The organism is Bradyrhizobium sp. MV1.5, assembly GCF_055807615.1.
In genome coordinates this window covers 17,542-43,185 of record NZ_JBVVPL010000038.1, presented here as the reverse complement: position 1 = coordinate 43,185, position 25,644 = coordinate 17,542, and the positions used below count along the sequence as shown (strand labels likewise).

22 protein-coding genes are annotated in these 25,644 nt (G+C 64.6%); 19 read left to right on the top strand and 3 right to left on the bottom strand.

What is annotated here, in order from left to right; genetic code table 11:
* Positions 1–179: 179 nt before the first annotated feature.
* The 8 genes from miaB to trmB all read left to right on the top strand — a co-directional run bounded on the left by miaB (position 180) and on the right by trmB (position 8,505).
* Entirely contained in the window at positions 180–1,568 is a 1,389-nt protein-coding gene (gene miaB, locus AC0L2J_RS27730) for a tRNA (N6-isopentenyl adenosine(37)-C2)-methylthiotransferase MiaB (RefSeq protein ID WP_473395117.1), read from the top strand.
* Positions 1,569–1,572: 4 nt separating this feature from the next.
* Entirely contained in the window at positions 1,573–2,631 is a 1,059-nt protein-coding gene (locus AC0L2J_RS27725) for a PhoH family protein (protein WP_083843113.1), read from the top strand.
* 61 nt (positions 2,632–2,692) lie between these two features.
* Complete coding sequence (ybeY, locus tag AC0L2J_RS27720) at positions 2,693–3,202, top strand: rRNA maturation RNase YbeY (protein WP_473395116.1); 510 nt, start codon at positions 2,693–2,695, stop codon at positions 3,200–3,202.
* 1 nt (position 3,203) lies between these two features.
* Positions 3,204–4,322: a hemolysin family protein gene (locus AC0L2J_RS27715; protein ID WP_063996518.1), complete on the top strand. Its 1,119-nt coding sequence runs from the start codon at positions 3,204–3,206 to the stop codon at positions 4,320–4,322.
* A complete protein-coding gene (gene lnt, locus AC0L2J_RS27710) occupies positions 4,319–5,932 on the top strand; it encodes an apolipoprotein N-acyltransferase (protein ID WP_007603893.1) in 1,614 nt (537 codons plus the stop codon). Before AC0L2J_RS27715 ends, lnt begins: the two co-directional genes overlap by 4 nt.
* A 209-nt stretch (positions 5,933–6,141) precedes the next feature.
* A complete protein-coding gene (locus AC0L2J_RS27705; RefSeq protein WP_007603895.1) occupies positions 6,142–6,555 on the top strand; it encodes a helix-turn-helix domain-containing protein in 414 nt (137 codons plus the stop codon).
* An 85-nt stretch (positions 6,556–6,640) separates the two neighbouring features.
* Complete coding sequence (locus tag AC0L2J_RS27700) at positions 6,641–7,798, top strand: M20 family metallopeptidase (RefSeq protein ID WP_473395115.1); 1,158 nt, start codon at positions 6,641–6,643, stop codon at positions 7,796–7,798.
* On the top strand, positions 7,795–8,505 hold the full coding sequence (trmB, locus tag AC0L2J_RS27695) for a tRNA (guanosine(46)-N7)-methyltransferase TrmB (RefSeq protein WP_473395114.1): 711 nt from the start codon (positions 7,795–7,797) through the stop codon (positions 8,503–8,505). Before AC0L2J_RS27700 ends, trmB begins: the two co-directional genes overlap by 4 nt.
* On the opposite strand, the gene AC0L2J_RS27690 is transcribed toward trmB, so the two are convergent.
* Positions 8,502–9,584, bottom strand: coding sequence for a DUF2336 domain-containing protein (locus AC0L2J_RS27690; RefSeq protein WP_007603898.1), 1,083 nt, complete (start codon positions 9,582–9,584; stop codon positions 8,502–8,504). The two genes, trmB and AC0L2J_RS27690, sit on opposite strands and share 4 nt — an antisense overlap.
* A 366-nt stretch (positions 9,585–9,950) precedes the next feature.
* On the opposite strand from AC0L2J_RS27690, the gene rimP reads away from it, so the two are divergent.
* The 8 genes from rimP to pnp all read left to right on the top strand — a co-directional run bounded on the left by rimP (position 9,951) and on the right by pnp (position 20,342).
* Complete coding sequence (gene rimP / locus AC0L2J_RS27685; protein ID WP_063992151.1) at positions 9,951–10,730, top strand: ribosome maturation factor RimP; 780 nt, start codon at positions 9,951–9,953, stop codon at positions 10,728–10,730.
* Positions 10,731–10,732: 2 nt separating this feature from the next.
* Positions 10,733–12,343 carry a transcription termination factor NusA gene (gene nusA, locus AC0L2J_RS27680; RefSeq protein WP_007603900.1) on the top strand — a complete coding sequence of 537 codons (1,611 nt, stop codon included), beginning with the start codon at positions 10,733–10,735 and terminating at the stop codon, positions 12,341–12,343.
* Between the two features lie 22 nt (positions 12,344–12,365).
* Positions 12,366–13,049: an RNA-binding protein gene (locus AC0L2J_RS27675; RefSeq protein WP_473395113.1), complete on the top strand. Its 684-nt coding sequence runs from the start codon at positions 12,366–12,368 to the stop codon at positions 13,047–13,049.
* A 70-nt stretch (positions 13,050–13,119) separates the two neighbouring features.
* A complete protein-coding gene (gene infB, locus AC0L2J_RS27670) occupies positions 13,120–15,825 on the top strand; it encodes a translation initiation factor IF-2 (RefSeq protein WP_007603902.1) in 2,706 nt (901 codons plus the stop codon).
* A 155-nt stretch (positions 15,826–15,980) separates the two neighbouring features.
* A complete protein-coding gene (gene rbfA / locus AC0L2J_RS27665; RefSeq protein WP_007603905.1) occupies positions 15,981–16,424 on the top strand; it encodes a 30S ribosome-binding factor RbfA in 444 nt (147 codons plus the stop codon).
* Positions 16,421–17,539, top strand: coding sequence for a tRNA pseudouridine(55) synthase TruB (truB, locus tag AC0L2J_RS27660; RefSeq protein WP_063992155.1), 1,119 nt, complete (start codon positions 16,421–16,423; stop codon positions 17,537–17,539). The genes rbfA and truB overlap by 4 nt, the downstream gene beginning before the upstream one ends.
* A 3-nt stretch (positions 17,540–17,542) precedes the next feature.
* A complete protein-coding gene (gene rpsO / locus AC0L2J_RS27655; protein WP_007598346.1) occupies positions 17,543–17,812 on the top strand; it encodes a 30S ribosomal protein S15 in 270 nt (89 codons plus the stop codon).
* A 376-nt stretch (positions 17,813–18,188) separates the two neighbouring features.
* A complete protein-coding gene (gene pnp, locus AC0L2J_RS27650) occupies positions 18,189–20,342 on the top strand; it encodes a polyribonucleotide nucleotidyltransferase (RefSeq protein ID WP_473395112.1) in 2,154 nt (717 codons plus the stop codon).
* Positions 20,343–20,418: 76 nt separating this feature from the next.
* Here pnp and katG read toward each other — a convergent pair whose 3' ends face one another.
* Positions 20,419–22,587 (bottom strand): catalase/peroxidase HPI, encoded by a 2,169-nt coding sequence (katG, locus tag AC0L2J_RS27645; protein WP_473251190.1) that lies wholly within the window; start codon positions 22,585–22,587, stop codon positions 20,419–20,421.
* Between the two features lie 114 nt (positions 22,588–22,701).
* Between katG and AC0L2J_RS27640 the strand changes: the two genes are divergently transcribed.
* The 3 genes from AC0L2J_RS27640 to AC0L2J_RS27630 are packed head-to-tail and all read left to right on the top strand — an operon-like array spanning position 22,702 to position 24,693.
* Positions 22,702–23,628, top strand: coding sequence for a hydrogen peroxide-inducible genes activator (locus AC0L2J_RS27640; RefSeq protein WP_473395111.1), 927 nt, complete (start codon positions 22,702–22,704; stop codon positions 23,626–23,628).
* A gap of 7 nt (positions 23,629–23,635) precedes the next feature.
* Complete coding sequence (locus AC0L2J_RS27635; RefSeq protein WP_473395110.1) at positions 23,636–24,100, top strand: GNAT family N-acetyltransferase; 465 nt, start codon at positions 23,636–23,638, stop codon at positions 24,098–24,100.
* Positions 24,097–24,693: a glutathione S-transferase family protein gene (locus AC0L2J_RS27630; protein ID WP_473395109.1), complete on the top strand. Its 597-nt coding sequence runs from the start codon at positions 24,097–24,099 to the stop codon at positions 24,691–24,693. The genes AC0L2J_RS27635 and AC0L2J_RS27630 overlap by 4 nt, the downstream gene beginning before the upstream one ends.
* 53 nt (positions 24,694–24,746) lie before the next feature.
* Here AC0L2J_RS27630 and fabI read toward each other — a convergent pair whose 3' ends face one another.
* The gene (gene fabI, locus AC0L2J_RS27625; protein ID WP_035973468.1) at positions 24,747–25,547 is read right to left on the bottom strand and encodes an enoyl-ACP reductase FabI; all 801 of its coding nucleotides are present in this window, start codon (positions 25,545–25,547) and stop codon (positions 24,747–24,749) included.
* Between the last annotated feature and the right edge of the window lie 97 nt (positions 25,548–25,644).

The following is a 25,644-nucleotide window of genomic DNA, read 5'->3' as shown; positions in this document are numbered from 1 at the left end:
GGCGTCATTCCGGGGCGATGCGCCAGCATCGAACCCGGAATCTCATGCCAAAACCTCTGGATTCCGGGTTCGCGACTGCGTCGCGCCCGGAATGACGACCGAAAAGCCCCCCAATCGCTGGATTTTCGCCTCCCCAGCCTATATCTGAGGGCGGTCCTCCCACCTCAATTCCGGATTCCATGACGCCGCCGCGCAAGCTGCACATCAAATCATATGGCTGCCAGATGAACGTCTACGATGCCCAGCGCATGGTGGACACGCTGGCCCCGGAAGGATTCGTGGAGACGGCCAGCGCTGATGACGCCGACCTCGTCATCCTCAATACCTGCCATATCCGCGAGAAGGCCTCGGAAAAGGTCTATTCGGAGCTCGGCCGCCTGCGCGTCGCCAAGGACGCAGCCGCGCGCGATGGGCGCACCATGCAGATCGCGGTCGCGGGCTGCGTGGCACAGGCCGAGGGCGAGGAGATCGTGCGCCGTGCACCCGCGGTCGACGTCGTCGTGGGACCGCAGAGCTATCATCATTTGCCGCAGCTGTTGAAGCGCGCAGGCAATGAAGGCCGCGCCATCGAGACCGAATTCCCGGCTCAGGACAAGTTTGGCTTCCTCGCCCAGCCCAAGCCCGGCGCGATCCGCGCCCGCGGCATTTCCGCTTTCGTCACGGTGCAGGAAGGCTGCGACAAGTTCTGCACCTTCTGCGTCGTGCCTTACACGCGCGGTTCGGAAGTCTCGCGGCCGGTGGCAAAGATCGTCGACGACGTGAAGCGGCTCACCGAGAACGGGGTGCGCGAGCTCACGCTGATCGGACAGAACGTCAACGCCTATCACGGCGAGGGACCGGACGGAAAAAGCTGGCCGCTCGGCAGACTGCTGGAGCACCTTGCGGCGCTCCCGGGGGTCGCGCGGCTGCGTTATTCGACCAGCCATCCCCGTGACGTCGATGACAGTTTGATTGCAGCCCATCGCGATCTCGATGCCTTGATGCCGTTCGTGCACCTGCCGGTGCAGTCGGGCTCGGACCGGATTTTGGCCGCCATGAACCGGAAACATACCGCCGATGATTATCGGCGGGTCGTCGACCGTTTCCGGTCCGCACGCCAAGACATTGCTTTCTCATCAGATTTTATCGTCGGCTTCCCCGGCGAGAGCGAGCAAGATTTTCTCGCCACCCTCGCGCTTGTCACGCAAATCGGCTACGCTGCGGCATATTCGTTCAAATACTCCGCCCGGCCGGGAACGCCGGCCGCGGACATGCAGGAGACGGTGTCCCCCTCCGAGATGGACCAACGATTGGAGCGGCTCCAGGAACTGATCGACAGCCAGCAATCGGCCTTCAACAAGGCTGCGATTGGCTCAACGGTCGATGTGCTGTTCGAGCGTCCGGCCCGCAAGGACGGCCAGATCGTCGGCCGCACCGCCTTCCTCCAGCCCGCGCATGTGATGGCCTCGCCCGACATCATCGGACAGATCCTGCCGGTCCGGATCGACAGTCTCGAACGCTACAGCTTCCTCGGCGAGCTCGCCATGGCGCGCGTGCCCGCTTTATCGCCCATCGCCACTGGAGCCTGAACCCTTGCCAAAAAGCGCATCGGATTCGTCTTCTTCCATCGCTCCCAGCCGCAAATTTGACCGCGACATGCAGGTTCCGCCCGAGACCCAGGTCGTCATCGACTTCGACGACAACCGCGCCGCGTCGGCGCTGGTCGGCCCTTACGGCCAGCATCTGGCACAGATCGAACGGCGGCTCGGCGTCGTCGTCGATTCCAAGGGCAACCACATCACCATCGGCGGCTCGCGCGACGGCTGCGATGCCGCGCGCCGCGTGCTGGAGGCGCTCTACGCCCAGGCCGTGAAGGGACAGGATCTCGACCAGGGCGAAGTCGAGGGCGCGATCCGGGCTGTGATCGCGCAGGGCTCGCTGTTCGAGTTCGACGCCAAGTCGGCCAAATCCACCTTCGACAGCATCAATTTGCGCAAGCGCCCAGTGCGTGCGCGCACGGCGGCGCAGGATTCCTACATCCGCGCGCTGAAGCGGCACGAGCTGGTGTTCGGCATCGGCCCCGCCGGCACCGGCAAGACCTGGCTCGCGGTCGCGCATGCCGCGCAACTGTTCGAGCGCAAGGAAGTCGACAAGATCATCCTGTCCCGCCCGGCGGTGGAAGCCGGCGAGCGGCTCGGCTTTTTGCCCGGCGATCTCCGCGAGAAGGTCGATCCTTATCTTCGCCCGATCTACGACGCGCTCTATGACCTGATGGACGCGCGCATTGTCGAGCGCGCGCTGCAGACCGGCGAGATCGAGATCGCCCCGCTCGCCTTCATGCGCGGTCGCACGCTGACCAACGCGGCCATTATCCTGGACGAGGCGCAGAACACAACGTCGATGCAGATGAAGATGTTTTTGACCCGCCTCGGCGAGAACAGCCGCATGATCGTCACCGGCGATCCCTCGCAGATCGACTTACCGAACGGCCAGACCTCGGGCCTCGCCGAGGCGACGCGCCTGCTGAGCGGCGTCGAAGGTATTGCGCAAGTTCATTTCAAGGCCGAAGACGTGATCCGTCACGAACTGGTGGCGCGGATCGTCTCCGCCTACGAAGGGGCGCCGCAGCGGCCGGCCGCCGGTAAATCCTGACGAGGCAGCAACCGGACCATATGGGCGCGGACACGGCGCCCCTTCGTTCGGAACAAGGACAATGTCACACCCCAACCTTCCCATCACTGAGGTTCTCGTCGTCGCCGATTGCTGGCAGCGGGAGCCCGATTCCGAGACCGTGATCCAGCGCGCCGTGGCGGCCGCCGCCGAGAATGTCGACGAAGACGTTGCGGAGGCGGAAGTGGCGGTGATGCTGACCGATGATGCCGGCATCCGTACCCTGAACAGCAACTGGCGCGGCATCGACAAGCCGACCAACGTGCTGTCGTTTCCCGCGCTGCAGCCGGAAGGCGACTGGAAGCCGGGCGATGCGCCGCGCATGCTCGGCGACATCGCGATCGCCTACGAGACCATGCGGCGTGAGGCGGACGAGGATCAAAAGCCGTTCGATCATCATTTGAGCCATCTCGCCGTGCACGGTTTCCTGCATCTGGTCGGCTACGACCACGAAAACGAAGACGACGCCGAGGAAATGGAAGCGCTCGAACGAGAGATCCTGGCTCATCTCGGCATTCCTGACCCCTATGCCGACCGCCCGGGGACGCATTGAGATGCCGGATTCGGACCCGATTCAGGACAATCCGCGCAACACGGCCAATTTACCGGTCGTGGTGACCTCAGGCGAGGTGATGCGCCCGACCGCGGAAGGCTGGCTGCTACGTGCCATTCGCAGCCTGTTCGGCTGGAAGGCGGGTTCGGTACGCGACGACCTCCAGGTCGTGCTCGACGCCACGACGCCCGACGACACCGGCTTCTCGACGGTCGAGCGCACCATGCTGCGCAACATCCTCGGCCTGCACGAGCGTCGCATCGCCGACGTCATGGTGCATCGCGCCGACATCATCGCGGTGAAGCGCGACATCCCGCTCGGCGAGTTGATGGACCGCTTCGAGAGCGCCGGCCATTCGCGCCTTGTGGTCTACAACGAGACGCTCGACGATCCCGTCGGCATCGTCCATATCCGCGATCTGCTCGCCTTCATGACCGCGCGTGCGCGCGTGTCGGGGGTCACGAAAACCAAGCGCAAGAAACCGCTGCCGGCCGGGCTCGATCTGCGTACGGTCGATCTCGCGCTGCCGCTCGAGGAAGCGCGCATCATCCGCAAGCTGCTCTACGTGCCGCCGTCGATGCGGGCGATCGACCTGCTCGCGCAGATGCAGGCCACCCGCATCCATCTGGCGCTGGTGGTCGACGAATATGGCGGCAGCGACGGGCTGGTCTCGCTCGAGGACATCGTCGAGCAGATCGTCGGCGAGATCGACGACGAGCATGACAGCGACGAGCCGCCCTCGATCGTGCGGCTGCCCGACAACGCCTTCATCGCCGACGCCCGCGCCAGTCTCGACGACGTCCGCACCGTGATCGGCGAGGACTTCGTCACCGGCGAGGCCGGCGAGGAAGTGGAGACGCTGGGCGGCTATCTCGTCAGCTTCGTCGGCCGCCTGCCGGTGCGCGGCGAGGTGATCTCGGGCCCCGGCCATTACGAGATCGAGGTGCTCGATGCCGATCCGCGCCGGGTCAAGCGGCTGCGGATCTCGACGCGGAAGGAGCGTCCCGCACCGCGCACCCAGCGCGAGAGCCGACGCCGCGAGGCTGCGCCGGACGGCAGCCAGCCGGCGGCCAGCGACACGCCCACCCCGCCGCCAAGCGACGGGACCGGTCCGCAGTGAGCCCGTTCCAGCGATTTCGCCAGATCGCGCTTGCCATCATCCTGACCTGGGGATGGAAGCGCGCGCTCGTCGCGATGGCTGCCGGCGCGCTCTCGGTGCTGGCGCTGGCGCCGTTCAACGCCTTCCCGGTGCTGTTCATCACCTTCCCGGTGCTGGTCTGGCTGATTGACGGCGCCGGCGCCGGCCGATATCGCGGCGTCCCGGCCGCGGCGCTGACCGGCTACTGGTTCGGCCTCGGCTATTTCGTGCCCGGCCTCTACTGGATCGGCTACGCCTTCTTCGTCGACGCCGACGTATTCGCCTGGCTGACGCCGTTCGCCGTGCTGGGCCTCCCGGCCTATCTGTCCATCTTCACGGCAATGGGCTTTGCGCTCGCCCGCCTGCTCTGGACCAAGAACGCGACGCGCGTGCTTGCGCTCGCGGCAAGCCTCACCATCACCGAATGGCTGCGCGGTCATGCGCTGACCGGCTTTCCCTGGAACGCGTTCGGCTATGCGCTGTCCGAGCCGCTGCCGCTGGCACAAACGGCGTCGCTGATCGGCCTGTGGGGCATGACGTTCCTGACGGTCGCGATCTTCGCGAGCCCGGCGGCGCTGATCGACCGCACGCCCGATCGCCGCCTGGCGTGGCGCGCACCGGCCGCGGCCCTGGCGCTCCTGCTTGTGATGAGCATCTTCGGCGCGATCCGCCTGTCGCTGCATCCGACCACGATGGTCGCGGGCACCAAATTGCGCCTGATGCAGCCCGATCTCCAGCAGGACGCGAAATTCAACTACGCCGCCAAGGCGGAGGTGATGAAGAAATATCTGGCCTTGTCGGACCGCGCCTCCGGACCGCAATCGACCGGCGTGCGCGATGCCACCATCCTGATCTGGCCGGAATCCGCCTTTCCGTTCTTCCTCGCTCGCGAAGCCGATGCGATGGCGCAGATCGCGGAGCTTCTGCCTAAGGGCACGGTGCTGATCACGGGCTCGGTCCGCGCGCCCGACCTGCCGCGGGGCACGCCGATCACCCGCGCCTATAATTCGATCTACGTGATCGACCACGACGGCAGCGTGCTCTCTGTGTACGACAAGCTGCATTTGGTGCCGTTCGGCGAATTTCTTCCCTATCAGGGGTTGATGGAGAAGCTCGGTTTCGAGCAACTCACGCGTGTGCGCGGCGGCTTCATTGCCGGCACCGTGCGGCATGCGCTGCCGGTCCCCGGCGCGCCGTCCGCGTTGCCGCTGATCTGCTACGAGGCAATCTTTCCCGGCGAGGTGGCTGGACGCAATGAACGTCCGGGCTGGATCGTGAATCTCACCAATGACGGCTGGTTCGGAATCTCGACCGGCCCCTACCAACACCTCGAACAGGCGCGGATGCGCGCGATCGAGCTCGGATTGCCGCTGGTTCGCTCCGCCAATACCGGCGTTTCCGCCGTGATCGATCCGGTGGGACGCATCGTCGCCAGTCTCGGTCTCGGGATCGAAGGCATTTTGGATGCAAATCTGCCCGCCGCGATCCCGCCGACTGTCTATGCGCGCGTGGGCGATGTACCCGCGGCCATGCTTGTCGCGCTCGCCGTGTTTTGGGCGGTCCGCCGACGTGTTGCCAAACGGCATCCCTGATCACGCAGCCGCGGCCGATAACTTTTGACAACCGTAGTCCCACGGTTGACAGACTGCACGCGGCCTCCTCATTCTGCACCGGCTGCAAAAGACAGTGGGTATTGCTAAATTTCTCCGCAATGTTTCCCAATAACAGGGTCTGATTTTGACGTTGCTTACACCTGAGGCATTCCTGATTGCGCCGAAGGTGATGTTTGGAGGGCTGAGGAATGTCGAAAGCGCCCAACCCTGTTGACAAATATGTCGGCAGTCGCGTGCGGATGCGCCGCATCATGTTGGGCATGAGCCAGGAAAAGCTCGGTGAAGCTTTGGGCCTGACTTTCCAACAAGTTCAGAAATACGAGAAGGGCACAAACCGGGTCGGCGCGAGCCGCATCCAGCAAATTGCCGAAATTCTCCAGGTGCCGGTGTCGTTCCTGTTCGAGGGCGGTCCGAGCGGCGTACCGGGGCCGGATGGCTTCAGCGAAGGCGCATCGCCGTCTTACGTCTCGGACTTCCTCGCGACTTCCGAAGGACTCGCCTTGACCAAGGCGTTCACCCGGATCACCGATTCGAAGATGCGCCGCTCGATCGTCGATCTCGTCGAGCAGATCGCGGCCCGCGAAGGCCCCGACAAGCGCTGACGCGCCCTCTCAATCCGATTTGAGACTGCGTCAAATCTGGCCTATGTCGTCATTTGTGGCCGCGTTTTGACGCGCGTCCTCCCTGATGATGCGATTCAAAGGCACAGATGCGCTCATGGTCAGCTCCAATTGGTTCGATTCTCAAACTATTCTCGATGGCATCCGTCGCTGGGTGGAGGTCGAGACGCCAACGGATGCGCCTGAACAGGTCAACAAGCTGGTCTCGATGGTCGCGGAGCAATACCGCGATCTCCCCGTTACGCTCGAGCGCGTCGCCGGCGTCGATGGCTGCGGCGATCATCTCGTGGCGCGCTCGACCTGGGGCCAGGACCGGCCCGGCATCCTGGTGCTGAGCCACCTCGATACCGTTCATCCCATGGGATTCATCGAGCGCCTGCCGTTCAAGGTCGAAGGCGACAGCGCGTTCGGTCCCGGCATCTACGACATGAAGGGCGGCGCCTACATCGCCCACCACGCCTTTAGCGCGCTTTGTGCCACGGCCGATCGCTCGCCGCTCGGCATCACCCATCTGTTCACCTCCGACGAGGAGATCGGCAGCCCGACCTCTCGCGCACTCATCGAGACCGAAGGGCGCAAGGCCAAATACGTGCTGGTGACGGAGCCGGCGCGCGACGGCGGCAAGATCGTCACCGGCCGCAAGGGCGTCGGGCGATTCGAAGTCTTCATCAAGGGCGTGCCGGCGCATGCCGGCACGCGGCCCCAGGATGGCCGCAGCGCGATCCGCGAGCTCGCCAACGTCATCCTGGCGCTGGAAGCGATGAACGATCTGGCGCGCGGCGTCACCGTCAATGTCGGCGTGGTGCGCGGCGGCACGCGGCCCAACGTGACGCCGGAAGAAGCCCATGCCGAAATCGATCTGCGCGTGCTGAGCCTCAAGGACGCGGATGAATTCGTCGGCAAGATCCTCGCCCTGACATCGAAGACGGATGGCGTCACCGTCAAGGTCACGGGCGGGCTCAATCGTCCGCCTTACGAGAAGAGCAATGCAGGCGCCTCGCTGTACGAACATGCAAAGACCGTCGCCACGGAGATCGGCTTCGAGCTGGTCGACGTTCACACCGGCGGCGGCTCGGACGGTAATTTCACCGCCGCCCACACCGCGACGCTCGACGGGCTCGGCGTCGACGGCAAGGGCGCGCACACCCATTATGAGCAGCTCTATGTCTCGTCGCTCGAACCGCGCGCGCGGCTGCTCCATCGCCTGTACCAGACTCTACGATGAGTGAGCGCAAATCAGATCCCGATCGCGAGGACAGCGAGCGCGCCTTCTTCGGACGCCGCAAGGGCCACAAGCTCAGGCAGCACCAGGCCGAGCTGATCGATCAATTGCTGCCGCGTCTTGCGCTCGCCATCGACCGCGCAGCACCGGCGGATGCCCGCGAGATCTTCGGCCCCGCAGCCGACGATTTGCGGCTTGAGATCGGCTTCGGCGGCGGCGAGCATCTTGCGGCGGAAGCGCAAAACTTCGCCACAACCGGCTTCATTGGCTGCGAGCCTTACGTCAACGGCATGGCGAAGATCCTCGCGCAGATCGAGGCCGCCGAGATCGGCAACATCCGCCTGTTCGCGGGCGATGCCGCCGAGCTCTTGGCCTGGCTGCCGGAAGCTTCGCTGTCGCGGATCGACCTGATCCATCCCGATCCGTGGCCGAAACGGCGGCACTGGAAGCGGCGCTTCGTCCAGGACCGAACCATCGCCGCGATGGCGCGCGTGTTGAAAGCCGGCGGCGAATTTCGTTTCGTCTGCGACATCGACGATTACTGCGCCTGGACGCTGTCGCATCTGTCGCGCTCGCAGGACTTTGTCTGGCTCGCGGAGCGCGCCGATGATTTTCGCCTGCCGTGGGACGGATACACGATGACGCGCTACGGCCGAAAAGCCACCCGCGAAGGCCGCAAGGCCGCGTATCTGCGATTCAGGCGGGTCTAGATCGTCTGCCGGTTGCGCCAGAAATTCACGACGCGCTCGGCGGTCGTCGGCATCAGCCGCGTGAAGTTCGCGCGCGCCTGCTCAAGATCGGCATCGGCTGGCGTGCGATTCGGGCCGTACCACATCAGGATCAGCGCCCGCACCGTCGGCCAGCTGACATTCAGCACACGCCCCAGAACCAGGATTGGATCGTAGCGGTCACCCGTGATCAGGCGGTCGAGGACCGAGAGGCGGACGCCGGACATCGCCGAGAGCGAAGCGATCGCCTCCTCGTATTTGTAGGCCTTCGCGAAGCCAAACAGCGCGCTCTCGCCAAGATGGCCCCCACGATGCAAGGCCAGCACCGTACGTTGCGCTCCCGAGAAATCGCGACGCGGGCCCGGCGGCAGCGTGGCTTCCTCGATGGCCTCCATGGCGCGCTTGATCTCGACCTGACGCACGGGATTGACCACGCTCGAGAGGCGGCGGCGGATGACGTCGAGCGTACCGTCGAGAAGCTGTTTCAGGTTCTCACCCGAAAGATCGCTACGCTGGCCGATCCTGAGCGTCAGCACACCATCCTGCGCGGCACGCTTGATCAGCTCGGAATAGCTGCCAGGCGAGAACTCCGCGCCGGCATTGCCCGCGGCGCGGCGTACCACGTCGCGATCGCCACGCTCGACCAGCACGTCGGTGATGACAGCCGACAGCGTGGGTCGCTCGCTCATCGCCAGCAGATGGCCCTGGCCTTTCAGTCGCGCGATCTCGACGAGAGCGTCGTCGTCGAGCACGGGGGAATGGCGCAGCACGGGGCCTGCCACCGCGATTTCGTTTTCGCGCGCGAGCTGACTCACGAGATGCCGCGGCGCGTTGTTCAGGCGCGAGAAGCGTTCGGCGAGATCGACGCGCGAGGCGAGCTCGGCATGCGGGACGAGATTGATCAGCAGATTGTCGAAGAGATCGACGACATCGGGACGGAGGTTCGCGGCGTCCTGAAAAAACAATTGGGAGATGGCGTGCGCGATCTCGCCGCGACGCCGCGGGTCGCCGCGTTTGACGATATCGTCCAGTCCGGGAATGAGCGACGTGGCAACGGTCATGAAAACGCAAACTCGTACGAGGCACGCCGCGGGTGCGCCCTGGTCCAAGCCGCCCCACAATCAGGGAATTTAGGCCTTGGAGGTGAAGGAAGCGTTGCGCCGGCGGGCCGCACAGCCGGCGCAAAAAGCCTCGCGCGCCCCGCAATGGGCCTTGTCCGAGAGGGCGGAAGGCGCTATATCACCGCCAATTCATCTTCTCATACGATCCGCGTAGTGAGAGTGGGCCCGAAAGGACCCGCTCTTTTTTATTACCTGAACGCGGCTTGGTGGAAGATGTGCGGCCCGGCGATCTGTCGGGAGAGTTCCGAAGCGAGCTTTGAGATCTTAAACCAAGCCTTAACCATATCGAGCGCCTTGACCTCTGACATGACCGAACCGAACCCTGGTTCCACGGATGCCGAATTGCTGGCCGAGCCGAGGCTCGTGGTCGAGCCGGGCGTCGCGGCACGGGTGTCCGCGGTCGCCGGGCCGGTGCTCGAAGGCATGGGCTACCGCCTGGTACGGATCCGCATTTCCGGGGAATCCGGCTGCACCGTGCAGGTTATGGCCGAGCGGCCGGACGGCTCCATGCAGATCGAGGATTGCGAGGCGATCTCGCGGGCGCTGTCGCCCGTGCTCGACGTCGCCGATCCGGTCGATCGCGCCTATCGGCTGGAAATCTCCTCACCGGGGATCGACCGCCCGCTGGTGCGCCGCTCCGATTTCGAGCGTTATGCCGGCCATCTGGTGAAGGTCGAGATGGCGGTCGCCCATGAGGGCCGAAAGCGGTTCCGCGGCACGATCGGCCCCGTCGAAGGCGACCGCGTGCATCTGCATCGCGACGACGTCAAGGCGGGCGAGGCTGCCGACGTTCTCCTGACGATGGAGGACATCGCCGAGGCACGGCTGGTGCTGACCGACGAGCTGATCGCGGAATCCATGCGCCGCGGCAAGGCCCAGGCACGCGAAATGCGCCGCAATCTCGGCCTGGAGCCGCCGGCGGCACCGCACGCCAGCATCAGCGAAAAAACGACCAAGAACACCAAGCCGACTAAGAAGCCGGCGCCGGCCCCTACGAAGAAGCCGGCCCCGACCAACACCAAGAAACATCGCCTGGCCGCCGAACGCGCGCGACGGGGCGAAATCGATCCTGACGAAGGAGACTAGCCATGGCAGTCAGCGCCAATCGACTTGAATTGCTTCAGATCGCCGACGCCGTTGCGCGCGAGAAATCGATCGACCGCGGCATCGTCATCGCGGCGATGGAGGATGCCATCGCCAAGGCGGCGCGGGCCCGTTACGGCAGCGAGACCGACGTTCATGCCGAGATCGACCCGAAGAAGGGCGAGCTCCGGCTGTCGCGCCACATGCTGGTGGTCGAGACGGTCGAAAACCATTCCAACCAGATCTCGCTGGTGGATGCGCAGCGCGCCAATCCCGGTGCCCAGGTCGGCGACACCATCGCCGACACCCTGCCGCCGCTGGAATATGGCCGCATCGCCGCGCAGTCGGCCAAGCAGGTGATCGTGCAAAAGGTGCGCGAAGCCGAGCGCGACCGGCAATATATGGAATTCAAGGACCGCATCGGCGACATCGTCAACGGCGTCGTCAAGCGCGTCGAATATGGCAGCGTGATTGTCGATCTCGGCCGCGGCGAGGCCATCATCCGTCGCGACGAGATGCTGCCGCGCGAAGTGTTCCGCAACGGCGACCGCGTCCGGGCCTACATTTTCGACGTCCGCCGCGAGACCCGCGGCCCGCAGATCTTCCTCTCCCGCACCCATCCGCAGTTCATGGCCAAGCTGTTCGCGCAGGAAGTGCCGGAGATCTATGACGGCATCGTCGAGATCAAGGCGGTCGCCCGCGATCCCGGCTCGCGCGCAAAAATCGGCGTGATTTCCCGTGATTCCTCGGTCGATCCGGTCGGCGCCTGCGTCGGTATGCGCGGTTCGCGCGTGCAGGCGGTGGTGAACGAATTGCAGGGCGAGAAGATCGACATCATCCCCTGGTCGCCCGACATCGCGACCTTCGTGGTCAACGCGCTGGCGCCGGCCGAGGTCTCCAAGGTCGTCATCGACGAAGACCGCGAGCGCATCGAGGTCGTCGTGCCCGACACCAACAACCAGCTCTCGCTGGCGATCGGCCGCCGCGGCCAGAATGTGCGTCTGGCCTCGCAGCTCACCGGCTGGGATATCGACATTCTGACCGAGCAGGAGGAATCGGAGCGCCGCCAGGCCGATTTCGAGAACTCCACCCGCGTCTTCATGGAATCGCTCAATGTCGACGAAGTGGTCGGCCAATTGCTGGCGTCCGAAGGCTTCACCTCGGTCGAGGAACTCGCGATGGTGGACGTCAAGGAACTCGCCGGCATCGAGGGGTTCGACGAGGAGACCGCGCAGGAACTCCAGAACCGCGCCCGTGAATATCTCGAACAGCTGGAAGCCGAGCTCGAGGCCAGGCGCAAGGAGCTCGGCGTCGAGGACGCCGTGAAGGACGTGCCCGGCGTCACCTCGAAGATGCTGGTGAAGTTCGGCGAGAACGACATCAAGACGGTCGACGACCTCGCCGGCTGCGCCACGGACGATCTGGTCGGCTGGACCGAGCGCAAGGAAGGCGGCGAGCAGACCAAATATCCGGGCGCGCTCGATGGCCTGGAAATTTCCCGTGACGATGCTGAAGCGATGATCATGCAGGCCCGCGTCAAGGCCGGCTGGATCACCGAGGCCGATCTCGCCAAGCCCGCCGAAGAGGCCGAGGCGACCGAAGATCAGCCGGCTTAAGGCGAAGGAGGATGTCACCCGGATGCTCGCCGATACTGACCCCGAACTCGACCATGGACCGCGGACCGAAAGGTCCGCGACCGTGCGGATGTGTGCGGTCAGCCGCGAGGTCCGGCCGATCGACGAGCTGATCCGCTTCGTCGTCTCGCCCCAAGGGCACATAGTTCCCGATCTCAAGCGCAAGCTGCCCGGACGCGGCATGTGGGTCACCGCCTCGCGCGAGGTGGTTGCGGAAGCCGTTCGGCGTCACCATTTTACCAAAGCCTTCAAGCGCGAGCTGCGCATCCCTCAGACGCTTCCCGCCGACCTCGAGGCGCTCCTGGTCCGGAGCGTGGTCGAAGCCCTTGGGATTGCCGCCAAGGCGCGCCAGATCGTGGCCGGTTTCGGCAAGGTCGAAAGCGCGCTTCGGGAGGGTACGGTCGAGGTCCTGATCCATGCCAGCGACGGGGCCGCGGACGGAATCCGCAAATTGGACATGCTGGCGCGTCAAAATGAGGGAAATCGCGGCGCCAAGCCGCCGATTCCCGTCGTCACCGCACTAAAATCGACAGAATTGGATTTGGCACTTACCCGGTCAAATGTGATACATGCTGCCGTGCTCGCGGGCCCGGCGAGCAAGTCATTCCTGTCACGTAGCCAGATGCTGGTCCGATACCGGATGGCGGACGCTGACAGGACTGCCGAAAAGCCCGGCCAGGATTTCTGAGAGACAACGACCACCCGATAGCACGGTGCGGCAACGCACAAGACAACAAGATCAGGATTAGGACTGCTTAATGGTTGATACCAAGACCCCTGGCGACAAGAAGCTGAGCGTTCCGAGCAAGACGCTATCGCTCAAGCCGCGCGTCGAAACGGGCACCGTGCGCCAGAGCTTCAGTCATGGCCGTAGCAAGCAGGTCGTGGTCGAGAAGCGTGGCAAGCGCCGTGTCGACGGCAGCCCCGAGCCGCAGGTGGCCGAGGTGGCGAAGCCCGCGCCGGCCGCCGCCGCGCCCAAGCCTGCTCCGGCCCGCCCCGCGCCGCCGCGCAACGCCGGCTCCGGCGTGGTGCTGCGCACGCTGACCGAAGACGAACGTTCCGCCCGCGCCAGCGCGCTGGCCGATGCCAAGGTGCGCGAAGTCGAAGAGCGCCGCCATGCCGAGGAAGAGGCCCAGCGCCGCGCGGTCCGCGAAAGCGCCGAGCGTGCCGATCGCGAGGCCGCCGAGGCCCGCCGCAAGGCCGAGGAGGAGCGTCACCGTCACGAAGAGGAAGCCAAGCGGAAGGCCGAAACCGAGGCCAAGAAGCGTTTTGGCGAAGGCGAGCAGCCGCAATCCGCGGTGCGTCCTGCAACCGCGACCTCGGCCGCTCCTGCAGCGCGCCCCGGAGCGCCGATGGCGCGCCCCGGCACAACCACCACGGCACGCCCGGGAACAACGACCGCGCGGCCCGGAACGACCACGCAGCGGCCGGGAGGCCCGGTTGGCCGCGCCCCTGCTGTCGCAGCCGGACCGGACGAGGACGAGGGTCCGCGCCAGATCCGTCGCGGCCCCGGCGGCGCTGCGCGGCCTGTGGTCGCTCCCAAGCCCACCCACAAGCCCGGCCCGCAGAAGGAGCGCGGCCGCCTGACGGTCGTCACCGCCTTCAATGCCGACGACGTCCGCGAGCGCTCGATCGCCTCGTTCCGCCGCCGCACCCAGCGCCTGAAGGGCCATGCCGCGAACGAGCCGAAGGAAAAGCTCATCCGCGAGGTGGTCATTCCGGAAGCGATCACGATCCAGGAGCTCGCCAACCGCATGTCGGAGCGCGCGGTGGAAATCATCCGCATGCTGATGAAGCAGGGCGCGATCCACAAGATCACCGACGTGATCGATGCCGACACCGCGCAGCTGATCGCCGAGGAGCTTGGTCACACCGTCAAGCGCGTTGCCGCGTCCGACGTTGAAGAAGGCCTGTTCGACGCCATCGATGATTCCACCGATACCGAGCCGCGCTCGCCGGTGGTGACCGTGATGGGTCACGTCGACCACGGCAAGACCTCGCTGCTCGACGCGCTCCGTCATGCCAACGTGGTCTCCGGCGAAGCCGGCGGCATCACCCAGCATATCGGCGCCTATCAGGTGCTGTCGCCCGAAAGCGGCAAGAAGATCACCTTCATCGACACGCCCGGCCACGCCGCGTTCACCGCGATGCGCGCCCGCGGCGCCAAGGTGACCGACATCGTCGTGCTGGTGGTTGCAGCCGACGACGGCGTGATGCCGCAGACGATCGAAGCCATCAACCACGCCAAGGCGGCGCGAGTGCCGATCATTGTTGCCATCAACAAGATCGACAAGCCCGACGCCAAGCCCGAGCGCGTGCGCACCGAGCTGCTCCAGCACGAGGTGCAGGTGGAATCCTTCGGCGGCGAAGTCGTCGACGTCGAAGTGTCGGCCAAGAACAAGACCAATCTCGACAAGCTGCTCGAGATGATCGCGCTCCAGGCCGACATCCTCGACCTCAAGACCAATTCCGATCGTCCGGCCGAAGGCACCGTGATCGAAGCCAAGCTCGATCGTGGCCGCGGTCCGGTCGCGACCGTTCTGGTCCAGCGCGGCACGCTCCGTGTCGGTGACATCATCGTCGCCGGCGCCGAAATGGGCCGCGTCCGCGCGCTGATCTCGGATCAGGGCGAGACGGTGCAGGAGGCAGGTCCGTCAGTGCCGGTCGAGGTGCTCGGCTTCAACGGTCCGCCGGAAGCCGGCGATCGTCTCGCCGTGGTCGAGAACGAAGCCCGCGCCCGTCAGGTCACCAGCTACCGCGCGCACCAGAAGCGCGAGAACGCGGCTGCCTCGATCTCCGGCATGCGCGGCTCGCTCGAGCAGATGATGTCGCAATTGAAGACGGCGGGCCGCAAGGAATTCCCGCTGATCATCAAGGCCGACGTGCAGGGCTCGCTGGAAGCGATCCTCGGCTCGCTGGAGAAGCTCGGCACCGACGAAGTCGCCGCGCGTATCCTGCATGCGGGTGTCGGCGGCATCTCGGAATCGGACGTGACGCTCGCGGAAGGCTTCAACGCCGCGATCATCGGCTTCTCCGTTCGTGCGAACAAGGAGGCCGCTGCGGCCGCCAAGCGCAACGGCATCGAGATCCGTTATTACAACATCATCTACGACCTCGTGGACGACGTGAAGAAGGCTATGAGCGGCCTGCTCGCGCCGACCCTGCGGGAAACCATGCTCGGCAATGCCGCGATCCTGGAGATCTTCAACATCTCCAAGGTCGGCAAGGTCGCCGGCTGCCGCGTCACCGACGGCACCGTGGAACGCGGCGCCAACGTGCGCCTGATCCGCGACAACGTCGTCGTGCACGAAGGCAAGCTGTCGACGCTGAAGCGCTTCAAGGACGAAGTGAAGGAAGTCCAGTCCGGTCAGGAATGCGGCATGGCTTTCGAGAACTATCACGACATGCGCGCCGGTGACGTCATCGAGTGTTACCGCGTGGAGACGATCCAGCGCTCCCTGTAAGTCCAAATCTTACCGAAGCGCCTGGATCTTTTTTGAACTGAATTGCGGGAGTGCGATGGCCGGATTTTTCCGGCCATCCACCCCTCTTCGTTTCAGCAAGACAAATGACAATGCCCGTGTCCCAAAAGCGGGCATGACGAGGTGATTTTCAGACCATGCCCCGCCATCATCAGAAAAAGAGTTCCGCGTCCGGCGGCTCGCAACGTCAGTTGCGGGTCGGCGAGCAGGTTCGCCATGCGATAGCCGAGATTCTGGCGCAAGGCAGCGTGCATGATGCTGACCTCGAAGGCCACATCATCACCGTGCCGGAGGTGCGGATGTCGCCCGACCTGAAGCTCGCAACAGTCTATGTGATGCCGCTCGGTGGCCGCGACACCGAGATCGTCCTCGCTGCGCTCGAGCGCAACAAGAAATTCCTGCGCGGCGAGGTCGCGCGGCGCGTTAACCTGAAATTTGCACCTGACCTTCGCTTCCGCGTCGACGAACGATTCGACGAAGCGGAACGGATCGAGAAGCTTTTGCGAACACCCGCGGTGCAGAAGGACCTCGAACAGGACTTGGAACAGGATCCGGATACGGATCGGGAAGAAGAACGATGACGATGGACCCGGCTCACGGCACGATCGGCGGCGAAGAGGCCGATCAGCTCGACGTGCAGAAAAATAATTCTGCGGACATGAGCGGCAATTCTCAGCCGCATCAGGAGCCGCGCCGCGTCAACAACGATCCGCGCGCCAACAAGCAGAAGGGCAACCAGCCGCGCCGCGACCGCCGCGACGTCCACGGCTGGGTCGTGCTCGACAAGCCGATCGGCATGACCTCGACGCAGGCCGTTGCCGTGCTCAAGCGGCTGTTCAACGCCAAACGCGCCGGCCATGCCGGCACGCTCGATCCGCTGGCCTCCGGCGGTCTGCCGATCGCGCTCGGCGAGGCCACCAAGACCGTCCCCTTCGTCATGGACGGCCGCAAGCGCTACCGGTTCACGGTGTGCTGGGGCGAGGAGCGCGACACCGACGACATCGAGGGCCGGGCGACCGCGACCTCGGACCAGCGCCCGACCCGGGAGGCCATCGAGGCCCTGCTGCCCCGTTTCACCGGGGTGATCCAGCAGATCCCGCCGCGCTACTCCGCCATCAAGGTCCAGGGCGAGCGCGCCTACGACCTCGCCCGCGACGGCGAGATCGTGGAATTGGCCCCCCGTCCGGTCGAGATTCATCGTTTAAGCCTTGTAGATCAACCGGATAGCGACCGGGCCGTGTTCGAGGCCGAGTGCGGCAAGGGCACCTATGTCCGCGCGCTGGCCCGCGATATGGGCCGGATTCTCGGCACTTACGGCCATATCTGCGCGCTGCGGCGGACCCTGGTCGGCCCATTTGGCGAGAACGACATGATTCCGCTGGATCAGTTGGAGGCTTTGTGCGATAGAGCCGCGTCCGGCGAGGGTAGCCTCGCCGACGCGCTTATGCCCGTTGAGACCGCGCTGGACGACATCCCGGCACTGGCCGTCACTCGGGCTGATGCGGCAAGGCTCCATCGGGGCCAAGCCGTTTTGTTGCGCGGACGGGATGCGCCCACTTGTAGCGGCACAGTCTATGTCACGGTGGCAGGCCGGCTTCTCGCGCTTGCCGAAGTCGGCAATGGCGAAATCATCCCCAAGCGTGTGTTCAACCTGACCGGCCTGACTGCCAGCGCCGATCGCAACGAGAGAAATTGACCGATGTCGATTGCCGCAGAACGCAAAGCGGAAGTCATCAAGACGAATGCCAACAAGGCCGGCGATACCGGTTCGCCAGAGGTTCAGGTCGCGATCCTGTCGGAACGCATCGCCAACCTCACGAACCATTTCAAGACCCACGTGAAGGACAACCATTCGCGTCGCGGCCTCTTGAAGCTGGTCTCGACCCGCCGCTCGCTCCTCGACTATGTGAAGAAGAAGGACGAGGCGCGCTACAAGGCGCTGCTCGAGAAGCACAACATTCGTCGTTAAGAGTTCTTGCGCGCGCCAACCGGCGCGCGTTTTCGCGCGTGATTTCGAACGAAAGCGTTTGTTTAAAGGTTTTTCGTCGAGGCTGCGTGCGCGTCGGATGCGAGCCGTTGACGGCGAGCATCCGGGCATGATGGGCAAACACCGCGCTTCGGTGTTCGCGTTCGTGCCGACTGACAGTCCAGCAGCAATCCGGCGGCTGGGCACAACGGGCAAGGCGCCCGTATGACCCGAAGGGATGGACGCCATCCGAAATCCAAAAACCATGGCAGGATCGCAGGACGCTGATCGCCCGTTTCGATCAACGTCCCGCAATCTTGCGCATGGTTTTTGTTTTTCGACCCGTCCTTCTTTCGAGAACCCATGAAAGAAGACCTCTATGTTCAATAAGCATTCAGTCGAGATCGACTGGGGTGGACGCCCTCTCAAGCTCGAAACCGGCAAGATCGCCCGCCAGGCTGACGGCGCCGTCGTCGCGACCTACGGCGAGACCGTGGTGCTCGCCACCGTCGTTGCCGCGAAGTCGCCCCGCGAAGGCGTCGACTTCCTGCCGCTGACCGTCGACTACCAGGAGAAGACCTACGCAGCCGGCCGCATTCCCGGCGGCTATTTCAAGCGCGAGGGTCGTCCGACCGAGAAGGAAACGCTGGTCTCCCGCCTGATCGACCGTCCGATCCGTCCGCTGTTCGTCGATGGCTGGCGCAACGAGACCCAGGTGATCGTGACCGTGCTCTCGCACGACATGGAAAACGATCCGGATATCGTCGCGCTGGTGGCCTCGTCGGCTGCGCTGACCCTGTCCGGCGCGCCCTTTAAGGGCCCGATCGGCGCCGCGCGCGTCGGCTTCGCCAATGACGAGTTCATCCTCAACCCGACGCTCGACGAGATGGTCGACACCCAGCTCGACCTCGTCGTCGCCGGCACCGCGGACGCCGTGCTGATGGTGGAATCGGAAGCCAAGGAGCTGAACGAAGATATCATGCTCGGCGCCGTGATGTTCGGTCACCGCCACTTCCAGCCGGTGATCAACGCAATCATCGAGCTCGCCGAAAAGGCCGCGAAGGAGCCGCGCGAGGTCACCACGATCGACAATTCGGCGCTCGAAAAGGAAATGCTCGGCATGGTCGAGCAGGAACTGCGCGCCGCCTACGCCATTCCGGTCAAGCAGGATCGCTACGCCGCGGTCGGCAAGGTCAAGGAAAAGGTGATCGCGCACTACTTCCCGGAAGGCCAGGAGCCGAAATACGACAAGCTGCGCATCGGCGGCGTGTTCAAGGAGCTCGAAGCCAAGATCGTTCGCTGGAACATTCTCGACACCGGCAAGCGCATCGACGGCCGCGATTCCAAGACCGTGCGCAACATCGTCGCCGAAGTCGGCGTGCTGCCCCGCGCCCACGGCTCGGCGCTGTTCACCCGCGGCGAGACCCAGGCGCTGGTCGTGACCACGCTCGGCACCGGCGAGGACGAGCAGTACATCGACGCGCTGTCGGGAACGTACAAAGAGACGTTCCTGCTGCACTACAACTTCCCTCCCTACTCGGTCGGTGAGACCGGCCGCCTCGGCGGCACCAAGCGCCGCGAGATCGGCCACGGCAAGCTCGCCTGGCGCGCGATCCACCCGGTGCTGCCGCCGCACCACGAATTCCCCTACACCACGCGCGTGGTGTCGGAAATCACTGAATCCAACGGCTCCTCGTCGATGGCATCGGTCTGCGGCGCCTCGCTCGCGCTGATGGACGCCGGCGTGCCGTTGAAGCGGCCGACCGCGGGCATCGCGATGGGCCTGATCCTCGAAGACAAGCGCTTCGCGGTTCTCTCGGACATTCTCGGTGACGAGGACCATCTCGGCGACATGGACTTCAAGGTCGCCGGTACCGAGCAGGGCATCACCTCGCTCCAGATGGACATCAAGATCGAGGGCATCACCGAGGAGATCATGAAGGTCGCGCTCGGCCAGGCCAAGGATGGGCGTATCTACATCCTCGGCGAGATGTCGAAGGCGCTCACCAACGCCCGTGCCGAGCTCGGCGAATACGCGCCGCGCATCGAGACCTTCAAGATCGCTACCGACAAGATCCGCGAAGTGATCGGCACCGGCGGCAAGGTGATCCGCGAGATCGTCGAGAAGACCGGCGCCAAGGTCAACATCGAGGACGACGGCACCGTGAAGGTTGCTTCCAGCGATGGCGAGGCGATGAAGGCCGCGATCAAGTGGATCAAGTCGATCGCCTCCGATCCGGAAGTCGGCCAGATCTATGACGGCACCGTCGTCAAGGTGATGGAGTTCGGCGCTTTCGTGAACTTCTTCGGCTCCAAGGACGGCCTCGTGCACATCAGCCAGCTCGCCTCGGCGCGCGTGCAGAAGACCTCCGACGTCGTCAAGGAAGGCGACAAGGTCAAGGTCAAGCTGCTCGGCTTCGACGACCGCGGCAAGACCCGCCTGTCGATGAAGGTGGTCGACCAGGAGACCGGCGAAGACCTCGAGGGCAAGGGCGAGAGCCAGCAGCCCGCGCGCGAAGCGGCCGGCGAGTAAATCTCGCTACCTGCCAGAAACACGAAGGGCGGCCTCGCGGCCGCCCTTTTTATTGGTCGCTTGCTGGGCCTTGGGATCAGGCCGCGATGTCGTACCGGTCGAGGTTCATCACCTTGGTCCAGGCCTTGGCGAAGTCCTTGACGAACTGCTCCTTGGAATCCGACGTGGCATAGACCTCGGCGTAGGCGCGAAGCTGCGAGTGCGCGCCGAAGATCAGGTCGACACGCGTGCCGGTCCACTTGACCGCATTGGTCTTGCGGTCGCGGGCTTCATAGGTGCCGTCGGTGCCGGCCGGCGTCCACTGCGTGCTCATGTCGAGCAGGTTGACGAAGAAGTCGTTGCTCAGCGTTCCCAACTTCGAGGTGAGGACGCCGTTCTTCGAACCGTTCGCATTGGCACCGAGCACGCGCAGACCGCCGACGAGCGCCGTCATCTCCGGGCCGGTAAGCCGGAGCAGCTGCGCACGATCGACCAGAGCCTCCTCGGGCATCATGAACTGCTGCCGCTTGCCGATGAAGTTGCGGAAGCCATCGGCCCGCGGCTCCAGCGGAGCAAACGAAGCGGCGTCGGTCTGCTCCTGCGAGGCATCCATGCGGCCCGGCGTAAAGCCGACCTTGACGTCGACGCCGGCATCCTTCGCAGCCTTCTCGACCGCGGCGGTGCCGCCGAGCACGATGAGGTCCGCCAGCGAGACCTTCTTCGCACCGGATGACGCGTTGAAGTCCTTCTGGATCGCTTCGAGCTTGCCCAGAACCTTCGAGAGCTGAGCCGGCTCGTTCACCTCCCAATCCTTCTGCGGGGCGAGGCGGATGCGCGCGCCGTTGGCGCCGCCACGCTTGTCCGAGCCGCGGAACGTCGAGGCCGACGCCCATGCGGTCGAGACCAGCTCCGAGACCGACAGACCCGAAGCCAGGATCTTGGTCTTCAGAGAGGCGATATCCTGCTCGCTGGCCAGCTCGTGATTCACGGCCGGGATCGGATCCTGCCAGATCAGCGTTTCCTTCGGCACCAGCGGGCCGAGATAGCGCTGGATTGGACCCATGTCGCGATGGGTGAGCTTGAACCAGGCGCGGGCGAAGGCGTCCGCGAACTGATCGGGATTCTCGAGGAAGCGGCGCGAGATCTTCTCATAGGCCGGATCCATACGCAGCGAGAGATCCGTCGTGAGCATCGTCGGCCGATGCTTCTTCGACTTGTCGAAGGCATCGGGAATGATGGCCTCGGCGCCCTTGGCCGTCCACTGCTGCGCACCGCCCGGGCTCTTCGTCAGCTCCCATTCGTACTTGAACAGGTTCTCGAAGAAGTTGTTGCTCCACTTCGTCGGCGTCGTCGTCCAGGTCACCTCGAGACCGCTGGTGATGGAATCGCCGCCAATGCCCGAAGCGTGCTTGCTCTTCCAGCCGAGGCCCTGATCCTCGAGCGCGCCCGCTTCCGGCTCCGGTCCGACCAGCGACGGATCGCCAGCGCCATGGGTCTTGCCGAAGGTGTGGCCGCCGGCGATCAGCGCGACGGTCTCTTCGTCGTTCATCGCCATGCGGGCGAAGGTCTCGCGGATGTCCTTGGCCGCGGCGACCGGATCCGGCTTGCCGTTTGGGCCTTCCGGATTGACGTAGATCAGGCCCATCTGCACCGCGCCGAGCGGCTCGGCGAGCTGGCGTTCGCCGCTGTAGCGCTCATCGCCCAGCCACGTGCCTTCCGGACCCCAATACAGCTCTTCCGGCTCCCAGACGTCGACGCGGCCACCAGCAAAGCCAAACGTCTTGAAGCCCATCGACTCCAGCGCGACGTTGCCGGCCAGCACCATCAGATCGGCCCAGGAAATCTTGCGGCCGTATTTCTGCTTGATCGGCCAGAGCAGACGGCGTGCCTTGTCGAGATTGGCGTTGTCGGGCCAGCTGTTGAGCGGCGCAAAACGCTGCTGTCCGGCGCCGGCGCCACCGCGACCGTCGGTGGTGCGGTAGGTGCCCGCGCTGTGCCAGGCCATGCGGATCATGAGGCCGCCGTAGTGACCGAAATCAGCGGGCCACCATTCCTGCGATTCAGTCATCAGAGCGGTCAGGTCCTTGATGACCGCGTTCAGGTCGAGCGACTTGAACTCCTTGGCGTAGTCGAAGTCCTTGTCCATCGGGTCGGACTTGGCCGAATTCTTGTGCAGCATCTCGATGCTGAGCTGGGTCGGCCACCAATCACGGTTCGCCGGCACACGTTTTCCACCCGAAAACGGGCACTTTGAAGTGTCGTCCATGAATACCTCCTCTGGTGGCGTCGAACTCGCGCCTTTGACCAGGTAGAGGCACTCTAAGCTTCGCGTTCGATCAGGGGAAGTTGACTTTAATGATCGTAGCGATAAGATTTTCTGATGCTAAACCTCACCCTGCGCCAGCTCCGGTATTTCGACGCCCTGGCGCGTCACAGTCATTTCGGGCGCGCGGCTGAGTCTTGCTCGATCTCGCAGCCAGCCCTGTCGATGCAGATCAAGGAGCTGGAGGAGGCGCTCGGCGGTCTGCTGCTGGAGCGCAGCGCCCGGCAGGTGGCGCTGACCCGATTTGGCGAGGAGCTCGCGCAGCGCGTCCGCGATATCTTGCGCTCGGTCGACGAGCTCGGCGATTTCGCCCGCGCCTCGCAGGACCGGTTCTCCGGACGGCTGCGCATCGGCATGATTCCGACGATCGCGCCCTATCTGCTGCCGACGATCACCAAGAATCTGACGCGCATGCATCCGGAGCTCGACATCCGCGTGCGCGAGACGATGACGCCGCGGCTGATCCAGGAACTGGTGGAAGGCCGGCTCGATACCGCCATCGTTGCGTTGCCGGTGTCCGAGCCCTCGCTCACCGAGGTCGCCCTGTTCGAGGAAAAATTCCTGCTGGTGCGGCCGAGCGCGGATGAGGGAACGCCGGCACCATCGCGGGAGATGATGCGCGAGATGCGGCTGCTGTTGCTCGAAGAGGGGCACTGCTTCCGCGATCAGGCGCTGTCATTCTGCAACATGCAATCGGCGCCCCCGCGCGAGATGCTGGATGCCAATTCGCTGTCCACGCTGGTCCAGATGGTCAGCGCCGGCATCGGCGTCACCCTGATCCCGGAGATGGCCGTGTCGGTGGAGACGCGATCGGCCTCGGTCTCGCTGGCGCGCTTCCGCGACCCGCAGCCGTCGCGCACCATCGGCATGGTCTGGCGCAAGACCAGTCCGCTGGCGCGGCAACTCCTGCAAATCTCCGAGGTGGTGTGCCTGTCGGCGGGCAAGGTGCGCGCACGGCCATCCGTGCGCAGCCCGCGGACCTGAGGCCTCGATGTCCCATCCCATCATCCGCCCGGCCCGCGCGGACGAATACGACGAGATCGGCCGTATCTGGATGGAGAGCTGGATCTCGACCGGGCTCGGCGAGGCGAGCGACTTCCTGCTGGCAAACTTGCGTGCGCGCATCCGGCGCGAGATCGGGGACGGCTGGAGCCTGTTCGTCGCCGACGACAACGGCACGATCGCCGCGATGCTGGCGCTGCATTTGCCAAAACTCTATCTCGACATGCTGTTCGTCGCGCCCGCCTATCAGGGCCAATCGCTCGGACGAAAATTGCTCGCCTTCACCCGCACGCAAATGCCGGATGAAATGTATCTACGCTGCGTCCGCGAGAACGAGAAAGCCTGGCGCTGGTACGAGCGCGAGGGCTTTGTGTTCGAGAAGCAAGAGATCGAGCCCTCGAACGGTTTTGTGATGAAGTATTATCGGTGGAAGAAAGACGGAAAAGCTCGATGATCAAGCTCTACTGGTCGCCTCGCTCGCGCTCGTTCACGACGCTCTGGCTGATGGAGGAAAGCGGCCTGCCCTATGAGCGCGTGCTGACCGACATTTCGACCGGCGCGCAGAAAGCGCCGGATTTTCTCAAGGTCAATCCGATGGGCAAGGTTCCGGCACTGACCGACGGCGATGCCGCGCTCGGCGAGGCTGCCGCCATCTGCGTCTACATTGCCGATCGCTATCCCGAGACCGGGCTGGCGCCAGCCGTGACGGACCCGCGCCGCGCGCGTTACCTGCAATGGTTGTTCTTCTCGCCGGGCTGCATCGAACCCGCCATCATCCAGATCTTCACCAAGATCGAGATCCCGACATCGACCGCGGCCTGGGGCAGCGCGACGCAGGTCTTCGACGTGCTGGAAGCCGTGCTTGCGAAGGGGCCGTGGATTCTCGGGGAGGAATTTTCGGCCGCCGACATCACGATCGGATCGGGCCTGAACTTCGCGGTGCGCCTGTTCAAGATGGTGCCGTCGCGCCCGGCCTTCGATGCCTATCTCGCGCGCTGCATGGCGAGGCCGGCGTTCCAGCGCGCGGAGAAGATCGGGGCCGGTTAGAGCATGATCCAGAAAAGTGCGAAGCGGTTTTCCGAACAGATCGTGCTCACACTTCAGTCTTCCGTCTTCATATCGTCCGGCCGCGGCATCAGGACGATGTTGTAGCCGGAATCGACATAGTGGATCTCGCCGGTCACGCCGCCGGAGAGATCCGACAACAAATACAGCGCCGAGCCGCCGAGTTCGTCGAGCGTGACGCCGCGGCGGAGCGGCGAATGTTTTTGCATGAAGGCGAACATCGCGCGCGCCTCGCCGATGCCGGAGCCGGCGAGCGTGCGGATGGGGCCGGCGGAGATCGCGTTGACGCGGATGCCGCGCGGTCCGAAATCGGATGCAAGATAGCGCACCGAGGCTTCCAGCGCCGCCTTGGCCACGCCCATCACGTTGTAGTTCGGCATCGCGCGTTCCGAGGCGCCGAAGGTCAGCGTGATCATGCTGCCGCCCTCCGTCATCAGTTCGGCAGCGCGTTTTGCCACTTCCGTGAAGGAGAAGCAGGAGATCACCATGGTGCGCGAAAAATTCTCGCGGCTGGTGTCGGCGTAACGGCCCTTGAGCTCGTTTTTGTCGGCGAAGCCGATCGCGTGGATCACGAAGTCCAGCCGGCCCCACTCTTCGCGCAAGGCCGTGAACGTGGCGTCGACGCTGGCGATGTCCTCGACGTCGCAGGGCAGCACCATATCGACGCCAAGCTGCTCGGCCAGCGGCTTGACGCGCTTGCCCAGGGCCTCGCCCTGGAAGGTGAAGGCGAGCTCGGCGCCGTGGGCATGCAGCGTCTTCGCCATGCCCCAGGCGATCGAATGATCATTGGCGATGCCCATGATCAGACCGCGCTTGCCTTTCATTAATTCCTGCATCGTTTCGATCGCTTTCCGCTTTCGTCATGCCCGGGCTTGTCCCGGGCATCCACGCCCTTCGAAGCCGGAGGCCAAGACGTGGATGGCCGGGACAAGC

Bases quoted from the DNA above. Each gene is read 5' to 3' on its own strand.
- miaB (WP_473395117.1), top strand. From the start codon at position 180: ATGACGCCGCCGCGCAAGCTGCACATCAAATCATATGGCTGCCAGATG.
- ybeY (WP_473395116.1), top strand. From the start codon at position 2,693: ATGTCACACCCCAACCTTCCCATCACTGAGGTTCTCGTCGTCGCCGAT.
- AC0L2J_RS27715 (WP_063996518.1), top strand. From the start codon at position 3,204: ATGCCGGATTCGGACCCGATTCAGGACAATCCGCGCAACACGGCCAAT.
- AC0L2J_RS27705 (WP_007603895.1), top strand. From the start codon at position 6,142: ATGTCGAAAGCGCCCAACCCTGTTGACAAATATGTCGGCAGTCGCGTG.
- AC0L2J_RS27700 (WP_473395115.1), top strand. From the start codon at position 6,641: ATGATGCGATTCAAAGGCACAGATGCGCTCATGGTCAGCTCCAATTGG.
- trmB (WP_473395114.1), top strand. From the start codon at position 7,795: ATGAGTGAGCGCAAATCAGATCCCGATCGCGAGGACAGCGAGCGCGCC.
- AC0L2J_RS27690 (WP_007603898.1), bottom strand. From the start codon at position 9,584: ATGACCGTTGCCACGTCGCTCATTCCCGGACTGGACGATATCGTCAAA.
- rimP (WP_063992151.1), top strand. From the start codon at position 9,951: ATGACCGAACCGAACCCTGGTTCCACGGATGCCGAATTGCTGGCCGAG.
- nusA (WP_007603900.1), top strand. From the start codon at position 10,733: ATGGCAGTCAGCGCCAATCGACTTGAATTGCTTCAGATCGCCGACGCC.
- AC0L2J_RS27675 (WP_473395113.1), top strand. From the start codon at position 12,366: ATGCTCGCCGATACTGACCCCGAACTCGACCATGGACCGCGGACCGAA.
- infB (WP_007603902.1), top strand. From the start codon at position 13,120: ATGGTTGATACCAAGACCCCTGGCGACAAGAAGCTGAGCGTTCCGAGC.
- rbfA (WP_007603905.1), top strand. From the start codon at position 15,981: ATGCCCCGCCATCATCAGAAAAAGAGTTCCGCGTCCGGCGGCTCGCAA.
- truB (WP_063992155.1), top strand. From the start codon at position 16,421: ATGACGATGGACCCGGCTCACGGCACGATCGGCGGCGAAGAGGCCGAT.
- rpsO (WP_007598346.1), top strand. From the start codon at position 17,543: ATGTCGATTGCCGCAGAACGCAAAGCGGAAGTCATCAAGACGAATGCC.
- pnp (WP_473395112.1), top strand. From the start codon at position 18,189: ATGTTCAATAAGCATTCAGTCGAGATCGACTGGGGTGGACGCCCTCTC.
- katG (WP_473251190.1), bottom strand. From the start codon at position 22,587: ATGGACGACACTTCAAAGTGCCCGTTTTCGGGTGGAAAACGTGTGCCG.
- AC0L2J_RS27640 (WP_473395111.1), top strand. From the start codon at position 22,702: ATGCTAAACCTCACCCTGCGCCAGCTCCGGTATTTCGACGCCCTGGCG.
- AC0L2J_RS27635 (WP_473395110.1), top strand. From the start codon at position 23,636: ATGTCCCATCCCATCATCCGCCCGGCCCGCGCGGACGAATACGACGAG.
- AC0L2J_RS27630 (WP_473395109.1), top strand. From the start codon at position 24,097: ATGATCAAGCTCTACTGGTCGCCTCGCTCGCGCTCGTTCACGACGCTC.
- fabI (WP_035973468.1), bottom strand. From the start codon at position 25,547: ATGCAGGAATTAATGAAAGGCAAGCGCGGTCTGATCATGGGCATCGCC.